Here is a 6,013-nt window from a genome sequence, read left to right as displayed (position 1 = left end):
GCGCGCCGCGGTGGCGGGCGCTGCGGCGGCCGGGGCGGTGGCGGCGCTCGCCGGGTGCGGCTCGTCGGGCTCCGAGGCCGGAGCCGAAGGGGCGTACCCGGACGCCGCCGGGCTGTCCACGCCGGCGCCGTCCGGGCAGGCGTCCCCCGATGCGGCTCTCTACGATACCGCCGCGCACCGGCTCATCACCCAGGCGATGGCCGGCGACAAGTTCATCGAATGCACGGCGAAAGATTCCGACGACACGGTGACCGCGTACGTCCACGGCGAGGATCGCATGCGGATCGACAGCGGAACCGGGCCGGGCGCCGGGCACGTGCTCACCGTCGACGGCGTCACCTATCTCTGGTCCGACGACCAGCCCGGCGGTATGAAGACGACCGGCCCCGCGTCGGACGGGATGAAGAAGATGATCGAGGGCATGGGGGTGGACCTCGACGCCGCGCGCAGGCTCGGCGGCGAGCAGGCCGCGGGCATCGAGCAGGACGCGACTCTGGGCTGCACGGAGTATTCCGGCGACGCGTCGGTGTTCACGGTGCCAGAGGGCCGGGAGTTCGACTCCGTCGACGACGCCCTCGGCGAGGCCCCGGTGGACCTGCCTGGTCCGGTGCCCGGCCAGGGCGCCGGAGACTGACCGCCGCGCCGGTAGGTGGCGGCCACCACGGGGGTCGACGGGCGAGCGCGCCGGTCAGGGGTGCGGCGCATAGAATCGTGCGGTGACCAGTCCAGTCCGGAGAAGGGACCCCTCAGTGACGCGTGAGCCCGATACCGCTGCGAATCCGGGCGGCGGCCCGGCAGATGCCCTGGCGAAGAGCTGGGAGCCGGGTGCGGTCGAGTCGGAGCTCTACGCGGGCTGGGTGGACTCCGGGTACTTCACGGCCGACCCGCACAGCGGCAAGCCGCCGTTCTCGATCGTCCTCCCGCCGCCGAACGTCACCGGCAGCCTGCACATGGGCCACGCCCTCGACCACACGCTGATGGACGCGCTCGCGCGCCGGCGGCGCATGCAGGGGTACGAGGTGCTGTGGCTGCCGGGCATGGACCACGCCGGCATCGCCACGCAGAGCGTCGTCGAGAAGCAGCTGGCCGCGGAGGGGCACACCCGCGACGACATCGGCCGCGAGGCCTTCATCGAGCGGGTGTGGAAGTGGAAGGCGGAGTCCGGCGGCACCATCGGCGGGCAGATGCGCAGGCTCGGCGACGGCGTCGACTGGTCGCGGGAGCGGTTCACGCTCGACGACGCGCTGGCCCGCGCGGTGCAGACCATCTTCAAGCGCCTCTACGATGACGGGCTGATCTACCGCGCTGAGCGGCTGGTCAACTGGTCGCCGGTGCTGCAGACGGCGATCTCCGACATCGAGGTCAAGTACGAGGACGTCGACGGTGAGCTGGTCAGCTTCCGCTACGGGTCCCTCGACGACGCGGAGCCGCACATCGTCGTCGCCACCACGCGCGTGGAGACGATGCTGGGCGATACCGCCATCGCCGTGCACCCCGATGACGAGCGGTACCGCGGCCTCGTCGGCACCGCGCTGCCGCACCCGTTTCTCGACAGGAAGATCCCCGTGATCGCGGACGCGCACGTGGATCCCGAGTTCGGTACGGGCGCCGTCAAGATCACCCCGGCGCACGACCCCAACGACTTCGAGATGGGCGTGCGGCACTCGCTGCCGATGCCGTCGATCATGAGCAAGACGGCCGAGATCGAGAACACCGGCACACGGTTCGACGGCATGGACCGGTTCACTGCGCGCCTCCGCGTGCGCGAGGCGCTGGCCGGGCAGGGCCGGATCGTCGCGGAGAAGCGCCCCTACCTGCACAGCGTCGGCCATTCGGAGCGCAGCGGCGAGCCCATCGAGCCGCGCCTGTCGATGCAGTGGTGGGTACGGGTGGAGAGCCTGGCGCAGGCCTCGGGCGACGCCGTGCGCGACGGCGGCACCGTCATCCACCCCGCCTCCCAGGAGCCGCGCTGGTTCTCGTGGGTCGACGACATGCACGATTGGTGCATCTCCCGGCAGCTGTGGTGGGGGCACCGCATCCCGGTCTGGTACGGGCCCGAGGGGCAGACGGTGTGCCTGGGCCCCGGCGACACCCCGCCGGAGGGCTACGTCCAGGACCCGGACGTGCTCGACACGTGGTTCTCGTCGGCGCTGTGGCCGTTCTCCACCATGGGCTGGCCGGACGCCACGGACGACCTGGCGAAGTTCTACCCCACCTCGGTGCTGGTCACCGGCTACGACATCCTGTTCTTCTGGGTGGCGCGCATGATGATGTTCGGCACCTACGTGGCGCGCGAGGACGCGGGCGACGGCGGCGTGCTGGGGCCGCGCGGCCGGGTGCCGTTCCAGGACGTGTTCCTACACGGACTGGTGCGTGACGAGCACGGCCGCAAGATGTCGAAGTCGAGGGGCAACGGTATCGACCCGCTGGACTGGGTTGAACGCTTCGGCGCGGACGCGCTGCGGTTCACGCTGGCGCGCGGGGCCAATCCGGGCTCGGACCTGTCGGTGGGCGAGGGGAACGCCCAGTCGTCGCGCAACTTCGCCAACAAATTGTTCAACGCCACCCGCTTCGCGCTGATGAACGGCGCGAAACCGGGGGAGCTGCCGCCCCGTGATCGGCTGACGGCCGCCGACCGGTGGATTCTCGACCGGCTCGAACAGGTGAGGGCCGGCGTCGACGAATCCTATGAGCGCTACGAGTTCGGCAAGGCCGCCGAGGCGCTGTACCACTTCGCGTGGGATGAGGTGTGCGACTGGTACCTGGAGCTGGCCAAGGTGCAGTTCTCCGGGGATGCGAGCGGCGCGGATGCGAGCGCGGCGGAGTTCCGGGCGCACGCCACCCGCACCGTTCTCGGCAACGTGCTCGACGCGCTGCTGCGCATGCTGCACCCCATGATCCCGTTCGTCACCGAGACTCTGTGGAAGGTGCTCACGGGCGGTGAGTCGCTGGTCATCGCCCAGTGGCCCGCGGGGGACGCGCATGCGGTGGCCGATCCCGAGGCGGCCCGTCAGGTGGCGGACGCGCAGAAGCTCATCACGGAGATCCGGCGGTTCCGCTCCGACCAGGGTGTCAAGCCCAGCCAGCGGGTGCCGGCCCGGCTCGGTGCGCTGGACGACGCCGGCCTTGTCCCGCTCGAGGACGCGGTGCGCTCGCTCGCGCGTGTCACCGCACCGGAGGAGGGGTTCACGGCCACCGCGTCCATCGAGGTGCGCCTCAGCGCGGCGACGGTCGTAGTCGACCTCGACACCTCCACCACAGTGGACGTCGAAGCCGAGAAACGTCGCCTCGCCAAGGATCTCGCCGCGGCCCGCAAGGAGCTGGCGGGCACCACCGCGAAGCTCGGCAACGAAGCCTTCCTGGGCAAGGCTCCCGAGCAGGTGGTGGACAAGATCCGAGGTCGACGCGCCGTCGCCGCGGCCGACGTGGACAGGCTCGAGGCGCGGCTGGCCGAACTGGGGCGGACCGTGCAGGGGGCGCGCGGTGAGTGAGCGCCGGGCGGCGGCCGCGGCCCCGGAGGATCTGGCCGCGCTGGAGTCGCTCGAGGCGGAGCTGGACGAGCGCTGGCCGGAGACGCGCATCGACCCGTCGCTGACGCGGATCGCCGCGCTGATGGACCTGCTCGGTTCGCCGCAGAAGGCCTATCCGACCATCCACGTGGCGGGCACCAACGGCAAGTCGTCGGTGTGCCGGATGGCCGACGCGCTGCTCACCCGCATGCACATGCGGGTGGGGCGCACGACGAGCCCGCACCTGCAGTCGGTCACCGAGCGGATCGCCATCGACGGTGTGCCGATCACGGCGGCCGGGTACGTGCACACCTACCGCGACATCGAACCCTACGTGCAGATGGTGGACGACAGTTCGGTGACGGCGGGCGGCCCGCGGATGAGCAAGTTCGAGGTGCTCACCGCGATGGCCTTCGCCTCTTTCGCCGACGCCCCGGTGGATGTGGGCGTCATCGAGACCGGGCTCGGCGGCCGCTGGGATGCGACCAACGTCATCGACTCGCAGGTGGCGGTGATCACCCCCATCGGTCTCGACCATGCGGAATACCTGGGCACCGAGATCACGGGGATCGCCGGCGAGAAGGCGGACATCATCAAGTCGACGTCCGTGGCGGTGCTCTCCGAACAGCAGCCCGAGGTGTCCGAGGTGCTGCTGCGGCGGGCCGTGGAGGTGGACGCGGCGGTGGCGCGCGAGGGCTCAGAGTTCGCGGTGCTCGAGCGCCGTACGGCCGTCGGCGGCCAGATGCTGCGCATCCAGGGTCTCGGCGGCGTGTACGACGACGTGTTCGTGCCGCTGCACGGCGAGCACCAGGCGCACAACGCGGCGCTGGCGCTCGCGGCGGTCGAGGCGTTTTTCGGCGCCGGCAAAGACCGCAAGCTGGATGACGACGTAGTCCGCGAGGGCTTCGCGGCGCTCGTCAATCCCGGCAGGCTGGAACCGGTGCGCACTGCACCCTCCGTTTTCATCGACGCCGCGCACAACCCCCACGGCGCGCGGGCGCTCGCGGCGGCACTGTCCGGCGAGTTCCACTTCCGCAGGCTCGTCGGCGTGGTGGCGATAATGGCGGACAAGGACATGCGCGGGATCCTCGAGGCGCTCGAGCCCGTGTTCGACGAGTTGGTGGTCACCCACAACGGCAGCCCCCGGTGCATGTCCCCGGCGCAGCTGTCCGAGCTCGCCGCCGACGTCTACGGCGACGACCGCGTGCACGTGGCCCAGTCCCTGCCCGCGGCTCTGGAGGCCGCGGTGGAGCTGGCGGAGGGGGTGTCGGGGCCCGGAGAGGAGATCTCCGGATCCGGGGTCGTCGTCACCGGGTCGGTGGTCACGGCGGGGCTGGCGCGCACGATGCTGGGAAAGGAACCGACGTGAACGATGATCCTGCGGATGCTCGCGACGACGCGCCGGAGCCTGGGGGCATTCGTCCGCCGACGAAGGACCCGTGGAAGAGCTTCCGCGGCGTACTGTCCGGGCTGCTGATCCTCGAGGCGATCGTGATCGGCCTGGCGATCCCGGTGGTCGCCACCGTCGGCGGCGGTCTCACAGCGGCGCGCGGCGGGTATGTGATCGGCCTCGTCGTGCTCATGGTGCTCGGGGCGGGCGTCCAAGGCCGCCGGTGGGCCGTGAAGTTCGACCTGTCCCTGCAGGTGCTGGTGGTCGCCGGATGGTGGGTTCACCCGGCGATCGGCGTGGTGGGGCTCCTGTTCGCGACGGTGTGGGGGTACCTGCTGTACCTGAGCGCGGACATCCGCGACCGGGAACGGCGCGGGCTGCTGCCGGGTCAGCGCGGTTGAGCGCCTGACCTGTGCCGCGCGACGGGCAGGGTCCCTGCGGCGGGTTGCGCGCGGGTCCGTGTGGGCGCGCGTGGCGGAGCCGACTAGTCTGACGGCCGTGACAGAGCGCAGCCTGGTATTGATCAAGCCCGACGCCGTTGCCCGGGGGCATATCGGCGAGATCGTCTCGCGGATCGAACGCAAGGGACTTTCCGTAGCCGCGATGGAGATGCGTACGGCCACGGAGACCGTCGCGGCAGCCCACTATGCGGAGCACGAGGGGAAGCCGTTCTACGCGGGTCTGCTCGAGTTCATCACGGCACGGCCGATGGTGGCGCTCGTGGTGGAGGGGCCGCGCGCCATCGCGGCGTTTCGGCAGATGGCCGGCGGCACCGACCCCGTGGAGAAGGCGGTGCCCGGCAGCATCCGCGGCGATCTCGGCCTGGAGACGGGCGAGAACCTCGTGCACGGCTCGGATTCGCCCGAGTCCGCGGCGCGGGAGATCGCGATCTGGTTCCCGCACCTCGTCTGAGCGTCTCACCTGCACAGACGTTGGTCAGTGGCGTCCGTGCGGGGAAGAGGTCGGGCTCGGCGTGAATGTGTGGGATACTGGGTGAAGTCGTCAGATGCGAGTGTGACGTGTCGCGACAGGATTCTGCCCGGGTACCTGCTCGGTCATCGCCGCAGTGCGGCAGGGGGCATCGCCCCGTGCGCGTGCCGACGCTGGATGATGA

At 70.9% G+C, this 6,013-nt stretch carries 5 protein-coding genes; all 5 read left to right on the top strand.

Annotated features, from left to right (window positions below):
- Positions 1–634 (top strand): hypothetical protein (locus JJ683_RS08595; RefSeq protein WP_200173120.1); only part of this gene is annotated, 634 nt, incomplete at its 5' end.
- Positions 635–749: 115 nt separating this feature from the next.
- Positions 750–3,491: a valine--tRNA ligase gene (locus JJ683_RS08590; protein WP_200173142.1), complete on the top strand. Its 2,742-nt coding sequence runs from the start codon at positions 750–752 to the stop codon at positions 3,489–3,491.
- Positions 3,484–4,878, top strand: coding sequence for a bifunctional tetrahydrofolate synthase/dihydrofolate synthase (gene folC / locus JJ683_RS08585; RefSeq protein ID WP_200173118.1), 1,395 nt, complete (start codon positions 3,484–3,486; stop codon positions 4,876–4,878). The genes JJ683_RS08590 and folC overlap by 8 nt, the downstream gene beginning before the upstream one ends.
- Entirely contained in the window at positions 4,875–5,300 is a 426-nt protein-coding gene (locus JJ683_RS08580; RefSeq protein WP_307810772.1) for a DUF4233 domain-containing protein, read from the top strand. The genes folC and JJ683_RS08580 overlap by 4 nt, the downstream gene beginning before the upstream one ends.
- A gap of 97 nt (positions 5,301–5,397) precedes the next feature.
- The gene (ndk, locus tag JJ683_RS08575; protein ID WP_200173116.1) at positions 5,398–5,811 is read left to right on the top strand and encodes a nucleoside-diphosphate kinase; all 414 of its coding nucleotides are present in this window, start codon (positions 5,398–5,400) and stop codon (positions 5,809–5,811) included.
- Positions 5,812–6,013 lie beyond the last annotated feature (202 nt).

This window comes from Tomitella cavernea, assembly GCF_016599145.1.
In the GTDB taxonomy this organism is placed as follows: Bacteria; Actinomycetota; Actinomycetes; order Mycobacteriales; family Mycobacteriaceae; genus Tomitella; species Tomitella cavernae.
The sequence above is the reverse complement of the archived record's forward strand: the minus strand, read 5'-3'. Positions and strand labels throughout refer to the sequence as shown.